This window comes from Sinobacterium caligoides (assembly GCF_003752585.1).
In the GTDB taxonomy this organism is placed as follows: Bacteria; Pseudomonadota; Gammaproteobacteria; order Pseudomonadales; family Sinobacteriaceae; genus Sinobacterium; species Sinobacterium caligoides.
The window spans coordinates 84,025-104,217 of sequence record NZ_RKHR01000004.1 but is presented as its reverse complement, the minus strand read 5'-3'; the positions used below and the strand labels follow the sequence as shown (position 1 = coordinate 104,217).

15 protein-coding genes and 1 pseudogene are annotated in these 20,193 nt (G+C 49.9%); all 16 read left to right on the top strand.

Going from position 1 to position 20,193, the window contains the following annotated elements; translation table 11 throughout:
* Nucleotides 1–52 precede the first annotated feature (52 nt).
* The 16 genes and pseudogenes from uppS to kdsA all read left to right on the top strand — a co-directional run bounded on the left by uppS (nucleotide 53) and on the right by kdsA (nucleotide 20,136).
* A complete protein-coding gene (gene uppS / locus EDC56_RS07220) occupies nucleotides 53–826 on the top strand; it encodes a polyprenyl diphosphate synthase (protein ID WP_123711882.1) in 774 nt (257 codons plus the stop codon).
* The gene (locus EDC56_RS07215) at nucleotides 819–1,658 is read left to right on the top strand and encodes a phosphatidate cytidylyltransferase (protein ID WP_123712833.1); all 840 of its coding nucleotides are present in this window, start codon (nucleotides 819–821) and stop codon (nucleotides 1,656–1,658) included. Before uppS ends, EDC56_RS07215 begins: the two co-directional genes overlap by 8 nt.
* 10 nt (nucleotides 1,659–1,668) lie before the next feature.
* The gene (ispC, locus tag EDC56_RS07210) at nucleotides 1,669–2,847 is read left to right on the top strand and encodes a 1-deoxy-D-xylulose-5-phosphate reductoisomerase (protein ID WP_245980661.1); all 1,179 of its coding nucleotides are present in this window, start codon (nucleotides 1,669–1,671) and stop codon (nucleotides 2,845–2,847) included.
* 32 nt (nucleotides 2,848–2,879) lie between these two features.
* Nucleotides 2,880–4,216 (top strand): annotated as a pseudogene (rseP, locus tag EDC56_RS07205) (RIP metalloprotease RseP).
* A gap of 55 nt (nucleotides 4,217–4,271) precedes the next feature.
* Nucleotides 4,272–6,812, top strand: coding sequence for an outer membrane protein assembly factor BamA (bamA, locus tag EDC56_RS07200; RefSeq protein ID WP_123712831.1), 2,541 nt, complete (start codon nucleotides 4,272–4,274; stop codon nucleotides 6,810–6,812).
* Between the two features lie 97 nt (nucleotides 6,813–6,909).
* On the top strand, nucleotides 6,910–7,377 hold the full coding sequence (locus EDC56_RS07195; RefSeq protein WP_162844117.1) for an OmpH/Skp family outer membrane protein: 468 nt from the start codon (nucleotides 6,910–6,912) through the stop codon (nucleotides 7,375–7,377).
* A gap of 3 nt (nucleotides 7,378–7,380) precedes the next feature.
* Nucleotides 7,381–8,418 (top strand): UDP-3-O-(3-hydroxymyristoyl)glucosamine N-acyltransferase, encoded by a 1,038-nt coding sequence (gene lpxD, locus EDC56_RS07190; protein WP_123711880.1) that lies wholly within the window; start codon nucleotides 7,381–7,383, stop codon nucleotides 8,416–8,418.
* 62 nt (nucleotides 8,419–8,480) lie between these two features.
* Entirely contained in the window at nucleotides 8,481–8,921 is a 441-nt protein-coding gene (gene fabZ / locus EDC56_RS07185; RefSeq protein WP_123711879.1) for a 3-hydroxyacyl-ACP dehydratase FabZ, read from the top strand.
* Complete coding sequence (lpxA, locus tag EDC56_RS07180) at nucleotides 8,921–9,691, top strand: acyl-ACP--UDP-N-acetylglucosamine O-acyltransferase (protein WP_123711878.1); 771 nt, start codon at nucleotides 8,921–8,923, stop codon at nucleotides 9,689–9,691. Before fabZ ends, lpxA begins: the two co-directional genes overlap by 1 nt.
* Nucleotides 9,691–10,866, top strand: coding sequence for a lipid-A-disaccharide synthase (gene lpxB / locus EDC56_RS07175; RefSeq protein WP_123711877.1), 1,176 nt, complete (start codon nucleotides 9,691–9,693; stop codon nucleotides 10,864–10,866). Before lpxA ends, lpxB begins: the two co-directional genes overlap by 1 nt.
* 1 nt (nucleotide 10,867) lies before the next feature.
* Nucleotides 10,868–11,473, top strand: a complete 606-nt coding sequence (gene rnhB, locus EDC56_RS07170) for a ribonuclease HII (RefSeq protein WP_123711876.1) — start codon at nucleotides 10,868–10,870, stop codon at nucleotides 11,471–11,473.
* Between the two features lie 15 nt (nucleotides 11,474–11,488).
* Nucleotides 11,489–14,977, top strand: a complete 3,489-nt coding sequence (dnaE, locus tag EDC56_RS07165) for a DNA polymerase III subunit alpha (protein ID WP_123711875.1) — start codon at nucleotides 11,489–11,491, stop codon at nucleotides 14,975–14,977.
* A gap of 222 nt (nucleotides 14,978–15,199) precedes the next feature.
* Nucleotides 15,200–16,150, top strand: coding sequence for an acetyl-CoA carboxylase carboxyl transferase subunit alpha (gene accA / locus EDC56_RS07160; RefSeq protein WP_123711874.1), 951 nt, complete (start codon nucleotides 15,200–15,202; stop codon nucleotides 16,148–16,150).
* A 3-nt stretch (nucleotides 16,151–16,153) separates the two neighbouring features.
* Entirely contained in the window at nucleotides 16,154–17,485 is a 1,332-nt protein-coding gene (gene tilS, locus EDC56_RS07155; RefSeq protein ID WP_123711873.1) for a tRNA lysidine(34) synthetase TilS, read from the top strand.
* 132 nt (nucleotides 17,486–17,617) lie between these two features.
* Nucleotides 17,618–19,243, top strand: coding sequence for a CTP synthase (locus EDC56_RS07150; protein ID WP_123711872.1), 1,626 nt, complete (start codon nucleotides 17,618–17,620; stop codon nucleotides 19,241–19,243).
* Between the two features lie 47 nt (nucleotides 19,244–19,290).
* Nucleotides 19,291–20,136 carry a 3-deoxy-8-phosphooctulonate synthase gene (gene kdsA, locus EDC56_RS07145; protein ID WP_123712830.1) on the top strand — a complete coding sequence of 282 codons (846 nt, stop codon included), beginning with the start codon at nucleotides 19,291–19,293 and terminating at the stop codon, nucleotides 20,134–20,136.
* Nucleotides 20,137–20,193 lie beyond the last annotated feature (57 nt).

The following is a 20,193-nucleotide window of genomic DNA, read 5'->3' as shown; positions in this document are numbered from 1 at the left end:
ATTAATCGATAGGTTAATGGCGGTTTTTGTGTCTTACTAGTGGAAAAGTTGTATGACGAAGAATGTGGGGGCGTTGTCAGCGGGCGCTGCGAAAAGTTCGCCGGAGCATGTTGCTATTATTATGGATGGCAATAATCGTTGGGCGAAGCAGCAGGGCATACTAAAGGCTGCTGCAGGTCACAAAGCCGGGGTCGAGGCTATTCGTGGTGTGTTGAGTGCCTGCGACAAATTGGGTGTTGATGTATTGACGCTATTTGCCTTCAGTAGTGAGAACTGGTTGCGCCCAAAGCATGAAGTGGCGGCGTTGATGGCGCTGTTTTCGTCGTACCTGAGCAAAGAGGCTCCGGAGTTACACAAGAATAATGTTCGGCTGCGCTTTATTGGTAGTAGGTTGCGTTTCTCGGATAAATTGCAGAGGCAAATGCGTGAGTCAGAGCAGTTGACGGAAATGAATGATGGTCGCACGCTGGTTATTGCTGCGGATTATGGCGGGCAGTGGGATATGGCCCAGGCGGCTAAGTCTGTCGCGGAAGATGTGGTAGCAGGAAAGGTTGCTCTAGCTGATATTGATGAGGAACTCCTGGGGCAGAGGGTTAGTCTTGCGGATCTGCCGAAGCCTGATTTGTTAATTCGTACAGGAGGGGAGCTAAGGATTAGTAACTTTCTTTTATGGCAGTGCGCTTATGCCGAGCTATATTTCACCGATACGTATTGGCCCGATTTTGGTGAGGTGGAGTTGCAGGATGCTATTGTGGAATTTAATTCTCGTCAGCGACGTTTTGGCAAGACGAGTGAGCAGGTGAGTGAGGAGAGTGATCGTGCTTAAGCAGAGAATCATGAGTGCGGTTGTAATGGTGTTGGTGTTTTTGGGTGTGCTGTTATTGCCCAACCCCTTTCAAGTGGCGTTTTTTGCCTTGGTTGTTCTTGTTGCGGCTTGGGAGTGGTCTAATCTTGCCGGTTTGCAGAGGCGTCTTTATCGCTACCTATATCTTGTCTTGGTGGGGGGAGCGTTATCAGTTTTCTTTAGTTATTTCGATGTAACCAGTGGCTTGGCTTCGTTGTCGGGGCAGACGCTGCTTGCTGTTGTGGTGGGTTTTTGGGCGGTTGCTTTGCTTTGGGTGATGGGGTATCCGTCTAGCCGTATCCTCTGGGGGACGACATTCATGCGAAGCGCGATGGGCTTGTTTGTCGTGTTGGGTAGTTGGTTGGCCTTGGCGCTATTGAGTTACGAGCGTAATGCGATGGCGTTGATATTGTATTTGGTTGCGTTGGTTGCGGCGGCGGATACGGGAGCCTATTTTGCCGGCAAAGCGTTGGGCAAGCATAAGTTGGCGCCTGCTGTGAGCCCGGGGAAAACAGTTGAAGGCTTTGCTGGGGGAATGCTGGCGAGTGTTGCGGTCGCCTTTCTTTGTTACCAGTTCGGAGTGTCGGGTGGTATTGCGTTGCTGCCGTGGTTGTTGTTGTCGCTATCGGCTGCGCTCTCTTCGGCGCTGGGAGACCTGATGGAAAGTATGGTAAAGCGTCATCGAGGTATCAAAGACAGTGGTAATATCTTGCCGGGGCATGGCGGTATCGCTGATCGAATTGATGGGCTTAGTGCCGGTGCTCCGGTTTTTGTCTTGGGCTTGATGCTGTTGACTCAGCAGCTGCCGGTATAGGAGAAATCTTTTGCAGTTGTTGACGGTGTTGGGTTCGACTGGCTCTATCGGAGTCAGCACCCTTGATGTGGTTGCCATGCACCCTGATCGCTATCAGGTTTTTGCTTTAACGGGGCATTCTCAGCTCGAACTTCTGGCAAGACAGTGCGTACGCTTTCAGCCTTGCTATGCCGTTGTCGGACAAGAAGAACTGGCGATAAAGCTACGTGGGTTGTTGCCGCGTGATTGTCCTACGAAGGTGTTGAGTGGCGTTGAGTCGCTTGTTGCTGTTGCGGAGCACGATGATGTCGATATCGTGATGGCGGCGATTGTTGGTGCGGCAGGGTTGTTGCCGTCGTTGGCGGCGGCGAAGGCTGGCAAGAGGTTGTTGTTAGCTAATAAGGAGTCCTTAGTTGTAGCGGGTCGCTTAATGATGGAGGCGGTCGCAGATAATGGTGGCGTGTTATTGCCTATTGATAGTGAGCACAACGCAATATTCCAGTCGTTGCCGGCAGGTTATCGCGGTGAAAGTCGCAAGAGCTTGGGGGTGGAAAAGATCTTGTTGACTGCTTCTGGTGGTCCCTTTCGTACGAGTTCGGCTTCGGCAATGCTTAAGGTGACACCTGAGCAGGCATGTGCCCATCCTAATTGGTCGATGGGGCGGAAAATCTCTGTTGACTCGGCGACGCTGATGAATAAAGGCTTGGAGCTGATTGAGGCTTGTTGGTTGTTTTCGGTGGAGCCGGCGGAGGTGGAGGTTGTAGTGCATCCGCAGAGCGTTATTCATTCGATGGTGCAGTATGTCGACGGTTCTGTCATTGCGCAGCTTGGTAACCCTGATATGCGTACACCCATCGCTTATGGTCTGGCTTGGCCTGAGCGCATTGCTTCGGGAGTGTCGCCGCTCGACATGGTTGCGACCTCTCGGCTTGACTTTGAAGCGCCGGATCTCGAGCGTTTCCCCTGTCTGCGTTTGGCTGCAGAGGCTTTTAATGTAGGGGGTAGTGCTTGTGCGACGTTAAATGCGGCAAATGAGGTGGCAGTAGCGGCCTTTCTGCGTGAAGAATTGTCGTTTATGGGGATTGCGGCTTTGGTCGAGCGGGTGTTGAACTCTGCGCCTCAGTTTGGGTCAGATAGTCTTGAGGCTTTAATCGAGGCGGACAATGTTGCTAGACGCATGGCGACAGAACAATTATCCTCCACCGCTTAATATAACAAGGGGAGTTGGCTTTGGCTGATTCGATGCAAATGATCATAATGGGGGTAGTGACCTTCGGCATTCTGGTTACTATCCATGAGTTTGGCCACTTTTGGGTGGCTCGACGCTGTGGTGTAAAGGTCGTGTGTTTCTCTATCGGCTTTGGTAAGAGTTTATTTAGCTGGTTTGATAAAAGTGGGACAGAGTATACCGTGGCGATGATTCCGCTCGGTGGTTATGTGCGTATGGTGGATGAGCGTGAAGGCGAGGTTGATGCCGAGGACTTGCCTTTCGCTTTTAACCGAAAATCTGTCTGGGCGAGGATAGCGATTGTAGCGGCGGGGCCGTTGGCGAACTTCATTCTTGCTATTGCTGCCTATTGGTTCGTTTTCTTATCCGGGGTGACAGGTATTGCCCCCGTGGTTAAGTCGGTTGTGGTGGACTGCCTGCTGCTGTTGCGGGCCTTGTTGAAGGGCAAGAGATTGTTGCTGTTGATGGCGTGCCAACGCCAACCTGGCGTGCAGTAATGGAACAGCTCCTCTATCGTATAGGAGATACGGGGGAGATAAGTATTGCGGCAAAATACCCTGGCTCTGATCTTATTTATGACTCTACTTTGCCTATTGAACGCTGGCTCAGTGAAATCGAAGAGCCTGACTTGCTAAAGGGCTTGGGGGTTGAGTTGGGTGGTCCTGCTGTTCCTGCGCTGATCGATAAGGTAGGTGAGGGGTCGGCTGCCGCTAAGGCGGGGTTGCGTGCAGGTGATCTGGTTGAAAGTGTTGATGGTAAGGCTGTCGAGGGTTGGGCAAACTGGGTCTCTATGATTGAAAAAAGTGCTGGGCACCCGGTGACTGTTGAGGTGAGCCGAGAGGGTGAACGGCACACGCTCACCTTGGTGCCAAGTGCCGTTGAGGTAAAAGAGGGGAAGATCATCGGTCAGGCAGGGGTTTGGTTAAGGCTGCCTGATAACTATTGGCGTCATTATAGTTACTCGCCGTTCTCTGCTTTGGTAGAGGCAGGCAATAAAACCTGGGATATGAGTGTTTTTACGTTAGAATCAATAGGAAAACTTATTACGGGTAGGATTTCGTCAAAAAACTTGAGTGGACCAATTACCATTGCTAAAGTGGCGTCTACTTCTGCAGAATCCGGTTTGGAGCAATATATCGGTGTTCTTGCTTTACTCAGTATTAGTTTGGGTGTCTTGAATCTGTTGCCGATCCCTGTGCTGGATGGTGGTCATCTTTTGTACTACGGTATCGAAGCTGTGACAGGAAAAACAGTGCCGGAACGTGTGCAGGTCGTGGGCATGCAGGTGGGAATGGCGTTGGTATTAGGCGTTATGGTTTTAGCTTTTTACAATGATATCATGCGGCTGTAGACGCTTCTTTGTCTGTCGGCGTTAATGACTTATGTTGGGTGAACTTGTTTATAACATGGCATATTTGAAAAAAAGTAGTATTGCGGCAGCATTGGCTGCGGTTATTTCGGCACCAACTTGGGCCGAACAGTTTGTTGTCTCTGATATCAGGGTAGAGGGCTTGCAGAGAATTTCTGCCGGTAGTGTGTTTGCTACGTTACCGTTAAGCGTAAGTGACAATGTTGATTCTGAGTTGTTACGCCACTCTGCAAAAATGTTGTTTGCGACCGGTAATTTTGACGACATCCAGATTGGTCGCGATGGTGATGTGTTAGTACTGCAGGTGGTCGAACGGCCATCAATCAGTGATATCAGCATTGAAGGCAATAAGGCTATCGATACCGATGCCTTGCTTGAAGGCTTGAAGGGAGCAGGGCTCGCTGAGGGTAAAGTGTTGAAGCGCTCGACCCTTGAAGGGATGCGTCTAGAATTACAGCGCCAGTATGTGAGCCAGGGGCGTTACGATGCGACGATTGAGACTGAGGTGCAGCAAGAGCCGCGGAACCGTGTTTCTGTTCATATTAATGTCAATGAAGGCAGTGTGGCACGCATTAGCCATATTAATATCGTTGGCAACACGGTTTACAGTAACGAAGAGCTACTTGATAACTTCACGCTACAAAGCTCGGGCATGTTCTCGTGGATTAGTGGTGATGATAAGTATTCCAAAGAAAAGCTTCAGGGCGATATAGAAACCCTGCAGTCGTATTATCTTGATCGTGGTTATATTAATTATCGTCTTGAGTCCTCGCAGGTCTCTATCACACCAGATCGTAAATCAGTCTATATCACCATCAATGTTGATGAGGGTGATGAGTATACGGTTGATGACGTTGAATTGTCGGGTGACTTGGTTATTCCCGCGGAGGAGCTGAATAAGTTCCTCATCGTTCAGAAAGGGCAGGTGTTCTCGCAGGCGCTGGTGACGCGTTCCGAGGAATACGTCACTCAACGCTTGGGTAATGCCGGCTATACCTTCGCCAAAGTGCGCGGTATTACTGATATAAACGAAAAAGATAAGACGGTTAGCCTGAAGTTCTTTGTCGATCCTGGCAAGCGGGCCTATGTGCGCCGGATCTCGTTCAGTGGTAATACCAAGACAAAAGATGAAGTATTACGTCGTGAAATGAGGCAGATGGAAGCCTCTGCAGCCTCGACAGCAAAGATTGAACAGGGTCGACATAAGCTTGAGCAGCTAGGTTTCTTTAAGGGCGTTACTGTCGATACCAAGCCCGTACCAGGTAGTGATGATTTGGTTGATGTCGCTTACTCGGTAGAAGAACAGCCATCAGGTAGCATCGGTGCCAGTATTGGTTACGCGCAGGGCACCGGCATGATCTTGGGTGCCAATGTTCAGCAGAACAACTTTATGGGGACCGGTAACCGTGTCGGTGTGGGGGTTAACTTCAGTAGTTACCAGCGCACAGCGAGCTATAGCTATGTTAACCCTTACTATACCGAAGATCAGGTGAGTCGTGGCTTTAGCGTTTACTACCGTGAGACCAACTTAGAAGAGATCAACGTCGCCAGCTACAGCACCAATAGCTACGGCGCCTCGATGAACTTTGGTTACCCAATCAAAGAGAATGAACGTCTCGGTTTTAGCCTCGGCTATCAGAATACACATATTACGACGGGTGATTACGCGGTTCAGGAAATTACTCGTAGCCCAGGTGCGATTGATGGTACCAACGGCTATTGGACCCCCAACCCCGATGCAAGTGATGATGCTCCTGACGAAGATAAGTACATCTGGCACGATGGTGTTGATGACGCATACTTCCAGCCAGATGAGGGGCCGGGTGGTTTTGTTGACCTCTATGGCGATCAATATGACCTGTTCAAAATGAGCGCGAGTTGGTCGCAGTCCACCTTGAACCGTGGTCAGCTGGCGACACGTGGCCACTCTCAGTCGCTGTCTGTTGATGTGGCGGTTCCGGGAAGTGATCTGCAGTATTATAAAATCTCCTATAATGGTCAGTATTTTGTGCCATTGAGTAAGACCTTTACATTGCGCTTCCGCGGTGAACTCGGTTATGGCGACGGTTACGGTAGTACTGAGCACCTGCCGTTCTTCGAGAACTACTATGCCGGTGGTTTCGGCTCGGTGCGAGGGTTCAAGAATAATACCCTGGGCCCGCGCAGCACCCCGGCACAGCAATATGCAGTAACCTGTAGCGAAGATGGTAAGCAGTGTGGCTACCTTAAGGATGGGGAGTACTATACGAGTAACCCGCTAGACGATGATGATCCGTTTGGTGGTAATGTGTTGGTAGAAGGTAGTATGGAATTGATATTCCCTGCGCCTTTTGTCAAAGATAAGCGTTCATTACGTACTGCTTTCTTCATAGATGCTGGTAATGTCTATAGCACGGACTGTTATGAAGGGCAGAATTGTCTAGAACCTGATCTTGCTGAGCTACGCTATTCTGCAGGTGTAGGTTTAACCTGGATAACAGGCTTTGGTCCTTTGACCTTTAGTTTGGCTAAGCCCCTCAATGAGGGTGAGGATGATGACACAGAAGTATTCCAGTTCTCATTGGGACAGTCATTCTAGTAGTTACCCATTTTATTAATTGTTAGGAGTGTGAACTTTGTTAAAAACTATTAAATCAACTGCGTTAGTTTTGGTTACCTGTGTAGGTTTTATGTCTATGAGCAGTGCTGCCCTTGCTCAGGGTAAGATTGCTGTTGTAAACCTAGAAAAGGCCATTTTTGAGACGCAAGTTGCAAAGACACGCATGAAAACAATGCAGTCTAGCGACGATTACAAGAGCAGCACCGCAGCCCTTAAGAAATTGGCTGACGAAGCGAAGGCGATGAAGGCGCGTTTCGATAAAGATGGCGCGGTGATGAGTAAGAGCCAGAAAGAAAAGTTACAGGGCGACTTCAATAGTAAGATGAGCGATATTCAGCACGAAGAGGCAAAGCTGAAGAAGATGGGGCAGGCTGTCTATGCGAGTGTGATGCGTGATATGGATGGCAAGGTACGGACTATCATGACTGAAGTTGTGAAGAAGGAAAAAATTGGTCTGCTATTAGATCGTCAGGCGGCTATTCACGTTGACCCAGAGTTTGATATTACCTCGCTTATCACTAAGCGCTTGAACGCAAGCAAGTAATTAATGGCTGCAAAACAGTTTACGTTAAAGCAGTTATCGCTATTGCTCGATGCAGAGATGCACGGCGATGGCGATAAGCTCATCTGCTCGCTCGCTTCACCGGCAAACGCAACAGCCGATGAGATTTGCTTTTTAGCCGATGATAAATATCTAGCTCAAGTCGAGTCGACATTAGCAGGTGTGGTGATTGTGCGAGAGCGACATCTCGCTAGCTGCCCGGCGGCGGCCCTCGTCGTCGATGACCCGTACTTAGCTTTTGCCAAGTGCTCAGTACTGTTTGATGACGCACCAGCCTATGAACCTGCAGTGCACCCTACTGCTGTTGTCGATTCGACGGCGGTGCTGGGTGACGCTGTACATGTTGGGGCCCACGCTGTGATCGAGGCGGGAGTTGTCCTAGCTGATGGCGTGAGCATTGCCGCGGGTTGTTTCGTCGGTGAGCGCACGACGATTGGTGCTGGTACTCAGTTGAAGGCTAATGTCACGCTGTATCACAATGTGGTAATAGGGCGTTCTTGTATCATTCATAGTGGCGCTGTTATTGGCTCCGATGGGTTCGGTTTTGCACCGCAGGCGACGGGCTGGCAACGTATTGCTCAGCTTGGACGTGTTGTTATTGGTGACAATGTTTCCATTGGTAGTAACGGCACTATCGATAGAGGGGCTTTAGATGACACTGTCATCGGTAACGGCGTCATTATCGATAATATTGTTCATATCGCGCACAATGTTGTTATCGGCGATATGACGGCGATCGCCGGCTGCGTCGGTATTGCGGGAAGCGTTAACATTGGTCGTCGCTGTATTCTCGCGGGTGGTGTGAGTATTGCTGGTCATCTAACCATTGCTGATGGCGCTCAGATCTCCGGCCGTACAGTGGTGACTAAGTCAATTAAGAGTGCGGGTTCGTATTCCTCTGGAACCCCGATGTTGGAAACGCCTGCTTGGCGCAGGAGTGCGGTGCGAGTTGGCCAGCTCGATAAATTATTTGAGAGAGTAAAAGATTTAGAAAAGGGTGCAAAAGCACTCGCCAAGTCATAATAAGCTAAGCTCTGTTATTGAATCAGCAGAGCTGATGATTCGATTTTGTGGATAACAGTGTAATGATGAATATTGCTGAAATACGTGAGTATCTCCCGCAGCGCTACCCTTTTTTGCTGATTGATCGTGTGGTCGACTTAGTCGAAGACGACTCGATAGTGGCCTATAAGAATGTTTCTATTAATGAGCCATTCTTTAATGGACACTTTCCTGATGCGGCTATTATGCCGGGGGTGTTGATTATTGAGGCGATGGGGCAAGCAGCTGGAATCCTCGGTTTTAAAAGCATGGGGAAAAAGGCATCCGACGACTCAATTTATTTATTTGTTGGTGCCGATAAGGTGCGTTTTAAGCGTCAAGTTGTACCGGGGGATCAGTTGGTGTTAAAAGCACAGGTTCTTTCGCATAAGCGTGGTATTTGGAAGTTTGAGTGTCAGGCTTATGTTGACGATCAGCTGGCGAGCTCGGCAACTATAATGTGTGCAGATCGGAAGAAAGTATAGTGATAGACCCAAGAGCGATAGTAGATGCTAGTGCGAAGATAGCCGACGGTGTGGAGATTGGCCCGTGGACTATCGTTGGGGCGGATGTTGAAATTGGTGAAGGCTCTGTCATCTCATCTCATGTCGTGTTGAAAGGCCCAACTAAAATCGGCAGAAATAACCGTATCTATCAATTCTCAACGATCGGAGATGATACACCTGACCTGAAGTATAAAGGCGAAGAGACTCGTCTGGTTATCGGCGATAATAACGTGATCCGTGAGGGAGTGACGATACATCGCGGAACGATTCAGGACAGGTCAGAGACGACTATTGGCGATAATAATCTGCTCATGGCTTACGTACATGTCGGTCATGATAGCGTCATCGGCGACCATACAATTTTAGTCAATAATGCTGCGCTAGCCGGACACGTCGTTGTCGGTGATCATGCGATTGTAGCGGGTTACGCGTTAATTCATCAGTACTGCCAGATTGGTGCACACAGCTTCGTTGGCATGGGTAGTGGCGTGGCGAAAGATGTGACGGCCTATACGACCGTGATGGGGGCGCCTGCTGAAGCGAAGGGGATTAACTCCGAAGGTCTGCGTCGCAGAGGTTTTTCTAAAGAGGCTATTTCGGCGATTAAACAAGCATACAGAATTACTTTTAGACAGGGACTGACCGTCGACGAAGCGCTGCAGCAGTTACGGCCGATGGTCGCTAAGAACCCAGAAGTCGAGCTTTATATTGACTCTCTGAACTCTTCTACTCGCGGTATTGTGCGTTAATGTCGCAGCTTCAGCGACGACCGCTGCGAGTTGCTATCGTTGCCGGTGAGGCCTCTGGTGATATTCTCGGAGCAGGCCTCATTGTTGCCTTGCGTCGACATCATCCAGGCCTTATTTGCGAAGGTGTTGGTGGGCCGCTGATGATCGAACAGGGCTTTGTCTCTCACTTTGATATGGAGCGGCTGTCGATAATGGGCTTCGTTGAGCCCTTGAAACGTCTGCCTGAACTATTGAAAATGAGGGCAAGCATTGTTCGGCGCTTTATCGATGATCCGCCGGACTTGTTTATCGGTATCGACTCTCCTGACTTCACGCTTAATATTGAGTTAAAGCTGCGTGCTGTAGGCATTAAAACAGCCCACTACGTTAGCCCATCGGTTTGGATGTGGCGACAAAAGCGTGTCTTCAAAATTAAGAAGGCCGTTGATATGATGCTGACGCTCCTTCCCTTTGAAGCGGAGTTTTATCGCCGTTTCGACGTTCCTGTGACATTTGTTGGCCACCCTCTTGCCGATCAATTACCGATGTTACCTGATACCGCTGGTGCCAGAAGGGCGTTCTCATTGAAAGATGATGATTGCGTGCTGTGCTTGATGCCTGGTAGTCGTGGCTCGGAGGTGAAGTTTCTCGGTGAGCTATTTTTGCGTGTGGCGCTTAAACTCAGCGAAGCACTGCCTGGGCTTAGGGTGTTATTGCCAATGGCGAATGCAGCGAGGGCAGAGCAGCTGCAAGCTATTGTCGCAGAGATGGATGAAAGTGAACGTACGCAGATTGAGCGCGTTGTGACCTTCATCGATGGTGATTCTCATCGTGCGATGGAGGCCTCAGATACGGTATTGCTGGCGTCGGGAACGACAGCGCTGGAAGCCATGTTGCTGAAAAAACCAATGGTGGTGAGTTATCGCATGGGCGGAATGTCTTTTGCGATATTAAAGCGCCTAGCCAAAGTACCTTATGTGGCATTACCCAACTTGTTGGCGGGCAGGGCGATTATTCCTGAGGCTTTGCAATACGAGGCCAATATTGAGAACTTGACTGCCTTGGTGTTGACTCGGTTAAAGGGTGAAGAGGATATAGGCGCGTTAGTGAATTTATTTTCTGATTACCATCGGCAACTTAAACAAGGTGCTTCAGATAGGGCGGCAGAGGCTCTATTGGCGCTACTCGAGGTGTAACATGCAGTGTGATGATTTATTTTCGCCGTCGCGCGAGGGCTCTTTAACTGCCGGTGTCGACGAGGTGGGGCGGGGGCCGTTGGCCGGTGATGTGGTGACAGCTGCGGTTATATTAGATCCAGACCAGCCTATCGATGGGTTGAATGACTCGAAGAAATTGAGCGAGAAAAAGCGAGAGCTTTTATTCGATGAAATTAAGCAAAAATCGTTGAGCTGGGCGATTGGTCGCGCCAGTGTTGAAGAGATTGATCAGCTCAATATTCTCCAGGCGACGATGCTGGCGATGACGCGTGCCGTCGAGGCTTTGCCGATACAGCCTGATCGTGTTTTGGTCGATGGAAATCGTACGCCGGTTTGGCGTTATCAGAGCGAAGCAATTATTAAAGGTGATGGTAAAGTCGCTGAAATTAGTGCGGCGTCCATTTTGGCAAAGGTAACCAGGGATCGTGAGCTTGTTGAGCTGGACAAGCGGCACCCCGAATATGGCTTCGCTGGACACAAGGGTTATCCGACTAAAAAGCACCTTGATGCTATTGCAGAGCACGGTGTGTTAATAGAGCATCGTCGCTCTTTTGGTCCGGTAAAGCGCGCGCTAGAATCCTCTTAATTTCGGAAGCTTTTTATGAGCCAATTTGTCCACCTACGGTTGCATAGTGAATATTCGTTGATTGATGGTTTGGTGCGATTGAAACCATTGATCAGCCGGGCGGTTGAGTTGGGGATGCCCGCCGTTGCAGTGACCGATCACTGTAATTTTTACGGTTTAGTTAAGTTTCAGAAAGCGGCGCAGGCAGGCGGCATCAAGCCTATTTATGGTTGTGACTTTCTATTGCAAGATGAGGCTGGTGGTGAGGATAACCTGCTTACTCTCTATGCGCAGAATGATACCGGCTATCGCAATGTGACAGAGTTAATTTCACTGGCTTATCAGAAAGGCCAGGTGGGCGGGCAGGCCTTCCTACAGAAATCGTGGATTGAGCATCATTGTGAAGGTGTAATTGCCTTGAGTGGTGGCAAGTTTGGTGACGTAGGTCGGGCGCTATTAAATGGGGATAAAGAGGCTGCTCGTGAATACGCCGATTATTGGTCGTCGGTATTTCCTAATAGTTATTATCTAGAGTTGCAGCGTACGGGGCGGGTGGATGATGAGGAGCACGTACATGCCGCCGTCGAACTCGCTAAACTCTGCTCGATTCCGGTTGTTGCAACGAACGATGTACGATTCTTGGATGCGGAAGATTACGAGGCGCACGAGTCCAGGGTCTGTATCCATGACCAAGATATGGTCGAAGACCCTAAGCGTGTGCGTCGTTACACTAATGAGCAATATCTGCGCAGTAGTGAGGAGATGTGCAAGCTCTTTGCGGATATCCCCAGTGCTATTGCCAACACCATTGCGATTGCGCGTCGCTGTACTGCCGAAGCTAAGCTCGGCACGTATTTTCTGCCTGAATACCCGATTCCCAAAGGGGATGCGACAGATACTTTCTTTCGAAAGATTTGCTACGAAGGCTTAGATGAGCGCTTAGACTTTCTTTTCGATAGAGCGGCTGCCGACTTCCCTGAGAGAGAGCGGCTGTATCGCGAACGCCTTCGCTTTGAGCTGGATATTATCTTGCAGATGGGCTTCCCTGGTTACTTCCTTATTGTTATGGATTTTATCCAGTGGGGAAAGGATCACGAAATTCCCGTTGGGCCTGGGCGAGGTTCGGGTGCTGGCTCATTGGTGGCTTATGCGTTAAAAATCACCGATCTCGATCCGCTAGAATACGATCTACTGTTTGAGCGATTCCTCAACCCAGAGCGTGTTTCCATGCCCGACTTCGATGTCGACTTTTGCATGGATAACCGGGATAAGGTTATTTCGTATGTATCAGACAACTATGGTCGTAATGCGGTAAGTCAGATTGTTACCTTCGGTACGATGGCGGCGAAGGCGGTTGTGCGTGACGTAGCGCGTGTGCAGGGTAAGCCCTACGGCCTTGCGGACAAACTGTCAAAGATGATTCCCTTCGAAGTAGGTATGTCGCTGGGTAAGGCATTTGAGCAGGAAGAGATTCTCCGGGACTTCGTTAATACTGACAGTGCCGCTGGTGAAATCTGGGCTATGGCAAAGAAGCTTGAGGGCACTATACGTGGTGTTGGCAAGCATGCCGGTGGTGTGGTTATCGCACCGACCAAGCTGACTGATTTTGCGCCGCTATACTGTGACGATGAAGGTGGCGGCCTAGTTACGCAATTTGATAAAGGTGATGTTGAGGATGCAGGCCTTGTTAAATTCGACTTTCTGGGGTTGCGGACGCTGACTATTGTCGATTGGGCGGTGAGGATGATAGATCGCCGAACTCAACGTAGCGGTGGTGAGCCCCTCGATATAATGGCTATTCCTCTCGAGGATAAAAAAACCTTTGAGCTCTTGATGCGGGCGGAGACGACAGCGGTGTTTCAGCTGGAGTCTCGGGGCATGAAGGACTTGATAAAACGCCTGTTGCCAGACTGTTTTGAGGATATTATCGCACTTGTGGCGTTGTTTCGTCCGGGGCCGCTGCAGTCAGGCATGGTGGAAAACTTTATTAACCGTAAGCACGGCCGGGAAGAAATTTCATTCCCCGATGTGCAGTATCAGCACGAATGTCTTGAGCCCATCCTAAAACCGACCTACGGCATTATCCTGTACCAGGAACAGGTGATGCAGATCGCGCAGGAGCTGGCGGGCTACAGCCTTGGTGGTGCCGACATGTTGCGTCGTGCAATGGGTAAAAAGAAGCCAGAGGAAATGGCGAAGCAACGGGCTATTTTTGAAGAAGGTGCGGTCAAAAAAGGTATTGATGGCCATTTGGCAATGAAGATCTTTGACCTGGTGGAGAAGTTTGCTGGCTATGGTTTTAACAAATCGCACTCCGCAGCCTACGCTCTTGTTTCCTATCAGACCTGTTGGTTGAAAACCCATTATCCCGCCGAGTTTATGGCGGCGACCATGAGTTCGGAATTACAAAACACCGATAAGATCGTGATATTTGTGGAGGAGTGCCGGCGCATGGAATTGCCGCTGGTGCTGCCGGATGTCAATGTAGGCGAGTATATGTTCACGGTCGATGATGAAGAACGCATTGTCTACGGCTTAGGAGCGATAAAGGGCTTGGGTGAGGGGCCCGTTGAAAGTTTACTTGAGGCGCGTAAAGAGGGGCCATTTACTGACCTGTTTGATTTCTGTGCCAGGGTCGACCTACGTAAGGTGAATAAGCGAGCGCTAGAGGCGCTGATACGTTCAGGCGCCTTCGATCAGCTAGGCGTGCCTCGCTCGGTGCTGATTGCTGCGTTACCGGAAGCTGTTAAGGCGGCTGAGCAGAGTCGTAATAACAGCGACGCAGGAATGATGGACCTGTTTGGGGATGTGGTTAGTAGCTCAACGAGTGACGATCCCTACGGCGAATTTAGAAATGTGCGGGATTGGACCGGGCGCGAGCGGCTTGATGGAGAGCGCGATACACTTGGTCTCTATGTGACAGGTCACCCTATCGATGATTACGAGCATGAAATACGTAAATTTGTCCGCCATCGTATTGTCGACCTGCGGCCAGAGAAGCACCCGCAGCAAATGGCGGGGCTTATTGTTGATCTGCGCGTGATGAAGAGTAAGCGGGGCGATAATATTGGCTTCGTTACTATCGATGACCGTAGTGCGCGTATTGAGGTGGCAGTGTTTGCCGATTGCTTTGCCGACTATCGCGACAAATTAGTCAAAGATCAGATTGTTATCATTGAGGGCGTGGTTAACTATGATGATTATTCCGAATCTCAGAAGGTGAGGGCAAAGAGCATCTCAACCTTTGTCGAAGCGAGGCAGCGTCACGCCAAGGGTGTATTGGTATCGATAGAGCATCGTGAGTTTCATCCAGGCTTTGTCAGTGAGCTGCAGCATCTCATTACTCGTTCTGAGCCGACAGAGCAGGGTTACCCGGGCAGCCCGGTCATTATTGATTATCAGGGGCGTGGGGCGTCGGCGAGATTGGCGTTAGATGAAGTTTGGCGCGTGGTGCCGGATGACGAGAGCCTTCTGCGCCTCGGCGAACGCTTCGGTATGGATAAAGTGAGTGTGTATTATGGTTAGCGCTGCCCTCATAACCCTCTGATTTGGGCTCTGTCATTGTTGTCGCTGAGTACATTGTTAGGGGGTTAAATGTTGATTAGTTCTATGTTTATTAGTCTGCGAAAGGGGCTTTACTATCGACTAGATGAGGCTATTGCAGTATGGTAAGCAACCATAATTTTGTGTGACTGTCAGGGGTTGTGTAACCGGCAGTTGAGTTTAGACCTACTAGAAAGAATAGTAATGAACCCGAATTATTTAGATTTTGAACAACCTATCGCTGAGCTTGAAGTGAAAATCGAAGAGCTGAGTTTGGTCGGTAGCGATCATGACATAAACATCACTGAGCAGATCGACTCTCTACGTGAAGAAAGCGCGAAGCTGACACGAGAGATATATTCAAAGTTAACACCGTGGGATATTGTCAAGGTGGCTCGCCATCCACAGCGCCCTTATACGCAAGATTATATTCCACTGATCTTTACTGATTTTGATGAGTTGCACGGTGATCGTCACTTTGGTGATGATAAGTCGATTGTCGGTGGTCTCGCTCGTCTTGACGGCATGCCAGTGGTTGTTATTGGCCAGGAAAAAGGGCGTAGTGTAAAGGATAAGGTGGCACGTAACTTCGGTATGCCTAAGCCTGAAGGCTATCGTAAAGCATTGCGCTTGATGGAGATGGCAGAACGTTTTCAGTTGCCTATCGTTACTCTAATTGACACACCGGGTGCCTATCCAGGCATCGATAGCGAAGAGCGCGGTATCAGTGAGGCTATTGCCAAGAACCTTGAGGTGATGTCTGATTTGCGCACGCCGATTATTAACGTGGTTATCGGTGAGGGTAGTTCTGGTGGTGCTCTTGGTATTGGTGTTGGCGATCACCTAGTGATGTTGCAGTACGCAACTTACTTTGTTATTTCACCAGAGGGTTGCGCTAATATTATCTGGAAGACTTCAGAGAAGGCGCCGCTTGCCGCTGAGGCGATGGGTGTTACCTCTGATGTATTGAAAGATCTTGGTGTTGTCGATGGAACGATTGATGAGCCGCTTGGTGGCGCACATCGTGACATTGAAGAGATGGCGACACGTATCAAGAGTTATCTTATTGAGCAGATGGCGATCCTGAAGGATAAGTCCCTCGATCAATTGGTTGAAGATCGCTACACTCGTTTAATGTCCTACGGTAACGACTAAACCTTGTCGAAGCGCGCCAGTACAACGCTTGCAGACGAACTGGTTCGTGTCTGTAAACCGGTTGATAACTGTCGCCGTATCTGGGTCGCCTTCAGTGGCGGCCTTGACTCTGCCGTCCTACTGCACGCCCTTTCTTGCTACGTTCAGACCCTTCCTAAAACAGCGCGCCCAGAGTTATGTGCCGTGCATGTCAATCACGGCCTCAGCCCGAATGCTATGCAGTGGCAGCAACACTGTCAGGAGGCTGCTGCGGCGCTAGGGATAACCTGCGTAGCTTTGTCTGTGGTATTGGAAAATGATGGTCGTGGCGTCGAAGCAGAGGCAAGGCACAAGCGCTACAGCGCTATTTCGAACCAGCTGATTGCAGGCGATTTGTTAGTGACAGGGCATCATGCTGATGATCAGGTGGAGACCGTATTGTTTCGCTTGCTGCGAGGCTCGGGTCCTGCTGGACTTGCCGGAATGCAGCGCCGAGTCAATATTTATGGTTGTGAAGTCTTTCGCCCGTTGTTATCGCTGCCGCGTCAAGTGCTCGAAGAATATGCTAATGAATATGGTTTATCTTGGGTTGAGGATGAGAGCAACGAAGAGCAGCGTTACAGTCGAAATTATTTGCGTCACTCAGTAGTGCCTACGCTTGCGTCGCGTTGGCCTGGCTATCGCGAGAGCGTCATGCGTAGTGCTGACTGGTGCCGTGAGGCGGATGACTTGTTACAGGGTTATGCCTTGCAAGACCTAAAAGCGATACTGCAGGTGTCGCGCTGGGGAGAGTGGTTGCCTTTGGCCAGCCTACGAGAGCTCACAACGCCGAAGTGTAAGCTGGTGATTGGTGCGTGGTGCCGTGCAGTGGGGGTGAGTCTGCCGCGTGCGATTGATTGGAAGCAGATTATCGCGGCGGTAAAAGGTGAGGCGACAGGTTGTTGCTTCGATGGTGGGGAGTACTGTTTTCAGCTCTTCGCTAGTGGCTTATACCTTGTGGATAACGCCGTAAGTGAAGCGGTGGATGATTTTAGTTATGTCGTTGATAAACTGCCGTTTACTGCTGAGTTACCGCAGGGTGTGTTTAGCATCGAAAGCAAGGTGCTGCTGGATACATCGTCTTGGCGTGTAACTAACCGCCGTGGAGGAGAGCGTTGTCGACCGCTTGCAAGGCAGGGCGGGCGGAGCGTAAAGAAGTTACTGCAGGAAGCTGGGGTGCCGCCTTGGTTTCGTCAGACAGTGCCGCTACTGTATGCGGGCGAACAGCTGATTGCTGTGGCTGACCTTTATTTATGCGAGGGAGGAGTGGAAGGCTTCGACATGCAGCAGCTCGAGTGTCTTTGGTGTCTGCAATAATGCCTATAAAGCGTGACTGTAGGCTAATACTTATTTGAGCCCGATTGAGCTTTCTGGTAGACTGTGCGCCCATCTTTACTAGGCCATTTCATGGCCTCCTGTCTCCGAGTTTTAGCTTTGAAAAGGCTTTGCATGACCCATTATATTTTTGTTACTGGCGGTGTTGTTTCTTCTTTGGGTAAAGGTGTGGCTTCCGCATCCCTTGCGGCGATTTTGGAGGCGCGTGGCCTCAAAGTCACCATGCTGAAATTAGATCCCTATATCAATGTGGATCCGGGGACCATGAGCCCTATTCAACACGGTGAAGTTTTTGTTACTGACGATGGTGCAGAGACTGACTTGGATCTAGGTCACTATGAGCGTTTTATTCGTACTACGATGACGCGTCGTAATAACTTCACCACAGGCCGAGTCTATGAGACGGTACTGCGTAAGGAGCGTCGTGGCGATTACCTAGGTGGTACGGTACAGGTTATCCCGCATATTACTGACGAGATTAAGCGTCGTGTTATCGAAGGTGCGGCGGGCGCGGATGTTGCGCTGGTTGAGATTGGCGGCACCGTAGGTGATATTGAGTCACAGCCCTTCCTCGAAGCTATTCGCCAGCTGAAGGTAGAGCTCGGTGCAAATAGAGCGCTATTTATGCATCTGACTCTCGTTCCTTACATTGCAACGGCGGGCGAGACAAAGACTAAGCCAACGCAGCATTCAGTGAAAGAGATGCGCTCTATCGGCATTCAGCCTGATATTTTGGTGTGTCGCTCCGAAGTTGAGATCGATGAGGCTTCGCGTCGTAAGATCGCGTTATTTACTAACGTAGAGCAGCGCGCGGTTATTTCGTTGGCAGATGCCAAAACCATTCACAGCATTCCGCGTCAGCTCTCTGAGACGGGGCTTGATGCGATCGTTGTAGAGAAATTTGGTTTAGAGTGCCCAGAGGCGGACCTGAACGAGTGGGATGCAGTGGTTGAGGCTGAACTTAATCCCCAGGGTGAAGTTCGTATCGCGATGGTCGGCAAGTATATGGAACTACTCGACGCCTATAAATCATTGATTGAAGCTATTAAGCATGCGGGCATTAAGCACCGAGTTAAGGTGAAAATCGACTACATCGACTCTGAAGATATTGAGCGTGATGGCACAGCTCTGCTTGAGGGTAAAGACGCTATTTTAGTGCCGGGTGGCTTTGGCGATCGCGGTGTAGAAGGTAAGATCAGTACTGTTCAGTTTGCGCGTGAAAGCAAGGTGCCCTACCTTGGTATCTGCCTCGGTATGCAGTCAGCGGTTATTGAGTTCGCTCGAAATGTTGCAGGCCTAGACGAGGCGCACAGCACCGAGTTTAACAATAAGACCGCGCACCCTGTCGTCGCTATGATTGCAGAGTGGCAAAACAGTGATGGTTCGACTGAAACACGCGATGAGAATTCAGACCTTGGTGGCACCATGCGTTTAGGTGGCCAGGAGTGTCGCTTGGTGGCGGACTCGCTAGCTCGTACAGCCTACGGCTCAGACTTGATTATTGAGCGTCATCGTCATCGTTATGAAGTTAATAACAACTATGTGGATCGCCTACAGAAAGCGGGCCTGCGCATAGGTGGTTGGTCGGCGGATGATAGTTTAGTAGAGGTCGTAGAGGTGCCTGAGCATCCTTGGTTTGTCGCTTGCCAGTTCCATCCTGAGTTTACCTCTACGCCGCGTGACGGGCACCCGCTTTTTGAAGGGTTTATTGGTGCGGCGATTAAGCAGGCTAAAGCTTAATTTGATCATTTGATCTTCATTAAAGAGTTTTCTATATGTCTCAGTCTGTGCAGCAGCGTGTAATTAAAGTTGGCGATATTCGTATTGGCAATGATCTGCCTTTTGTTTTGTTTGGTGGAATGAACGTCCTTGAATCGCGTGATTTGGCCATGCAGATCGCCGAGTACTATATTCAGGTCTGTAGCAAGCTAGATATCCCCTATGTATTTAAGGCCTCCTTCGATAAGGCTAACCGCTCGTCGATTAACTCTTTTCGTGGTCCTGGCCTAGAAGAGGGGTTGCGCATCTTTGAAGAAGTTAAGAAGACCTTTGGTGTTCCGGTGATTACCGATGTGCATGAGCCATATCAAGCTGCAGCTGTTGCAGAGGTCTGTGACATCATTCAGTTACCGGCTTTTCTGTCGCGTCAAACCGACTTGGTGGCGGCAATGGCGAAGACTGATGCCGTGATTAATATTAAGAAGGCGCAATTTCTTGCCCCCCATGAAATGCAGCACATTCTTAACAAGTGTGTCGAAGCAGGTAATGAGGAGTTGATTCTCTGTGAGCGAGGCAGCAGCTTTGGCTATAACAACTTGGTTGTTGATATGCTGGGCTTTAGTCAGATGAAGGCGACAGGTTTTCCGGTCTTTTTTGACGTTACGCATGCGTTGCAAACGCCGGGTGGTCGGGCGGACAGTGCCGGTGGCCGCCGTCAACAAGTGGTTGATTTGGGTAAGGCTGGCATGAGCCAAGGTTTAGCGGGGTTGTTTCTCGAGGCCCACCCAGACCCTAGCGCAGCAATGTGTGATGGCCCATGCGCTCTGCCGCTCGATAAGTTAGAACCATTTCTATTGAGAATGAAAGCTGTTGATGAATTGGTAAAGGGCTTTGAGCCGCTAATTATCGACTAGAACGTAAATATGACGCATTTGATGCGTTTCGATGATAACAATGAGCAATTTTGGAGC